The sequence below is a fragment of the Cupriavidus laharis genome, assembly GCF_914271435.1.
In the GTDB taxonomy this organism is placed as follows: domain Bacteria; phylum Pseudomonadota; class Gammaproteobacteria; order Burkholderiales; family Burkholderiaceae; genus Cupriavidus; species Cupriavidus laharis.
On the sequence record NZ_CAJZAI010000048.1, the window covers coordinates 1 to 1,056 of the forward strand.

The following is a 1,056-nucleotide window of genomic DNA, read 5'->3' on the forward strand; positions in this document are numbered from 1 at the left end:
GAGGTGGTCGGCGAAGCGTCGGTAGGGGAACGTATGGGCCAGCCATTGAGCCGCGATAGTTGTGTAATTCCGGGTGCCGACGCGGTTCAGAACGCGGAAGGCAACATGGAGGGGTGCGCGAGCGCGAGCACCTCGACGACCCGGCGTGGTCGAAGAACCTGGCACGTACGGACGCTCTTTGCGCGGGAACCGGGAGATCTCTCGTCTGACCAGTCGCAGCGTGGGCTGGCCCGCATCGGGAAGGCGAGGAGCCGTAGCCGATGATGAACGGACGGGAGAAGTCAGACTCCGCCGTATTAGCGAGGAAGCCTGCGAACAACGCCGGGAAATCGGCTGCGGAGTGGGTGGAGCGAAGGGCGGGGACCAAGGGGAACATGGGTCAGTCCAACACGTGCCGGGCGCAGAACCGGGAAAGCGTGTCACAGGGACTGGAACGTGTACGGCAAGCTGCAAGGCAGCGGAAGAAGGAACAGTTCACCGCGCTGCTGCATCACATCACGGTCGACCGGCTTCGGGAGTCGTTCCAAGCGCTCAAGCGCAACGCGGCTCCGGGAGTGGACGGCTTGACATGGAGGTACTACGAGGCAGGTCTGGAAGAGCATCTCCAGCGCCTGCACACGCAAGTGATCAGCGGCGCGTATCGGGCACTACCCGTTCGGCGGCAGTACATACCAAAGCCGGACGGAAAGCAGCGCCCACTGGGAATAGCCGCGCTGGAAGACAAGATCGTCCAGCGAGCTGTGGTGGAGGTGCTAAACGCGATCTACGAGGAGGACTTTCTTGGCTTCTCGTACGGGTTCCGACCCGGACGCAGTCAGCATGATGCGCTGGACGCGCTGGCAACGGCCATCATCCGCACCCCTGTGAACTGGATTTTAGACGCCGACATCCGGAGCTTCTTCGACTCGGTCAGCCAGGACTGGTTGGCTCGGTTTCTGGAGCATCGGATAGGCGATAAGCGCATCATTCGTCTTGTGCGTAAATGGCTCGAGGCGGGCGTTCTGGAGAACGGAGAGTTGAGCATTAGTGATACAGGTACACCGCAGGGGGCAGTGG

At 61.9% G+C, this 1,056-nt stretch carries 1 protein-coding gene; it reads left to right on the forward strand.

Translation table 11 applies throughout. The annotated features are described in order from the left end of the window. Positions 1–260: 260 nt before the first annotated feature. A partial coding sequence (locus tag LDO29_RS28065; protein WP_253074157.1) for a reverse transcriptase domain-containing protein occupies positions 261–1,056 on the forward strand: 796 nt, incomplete at its 3' end.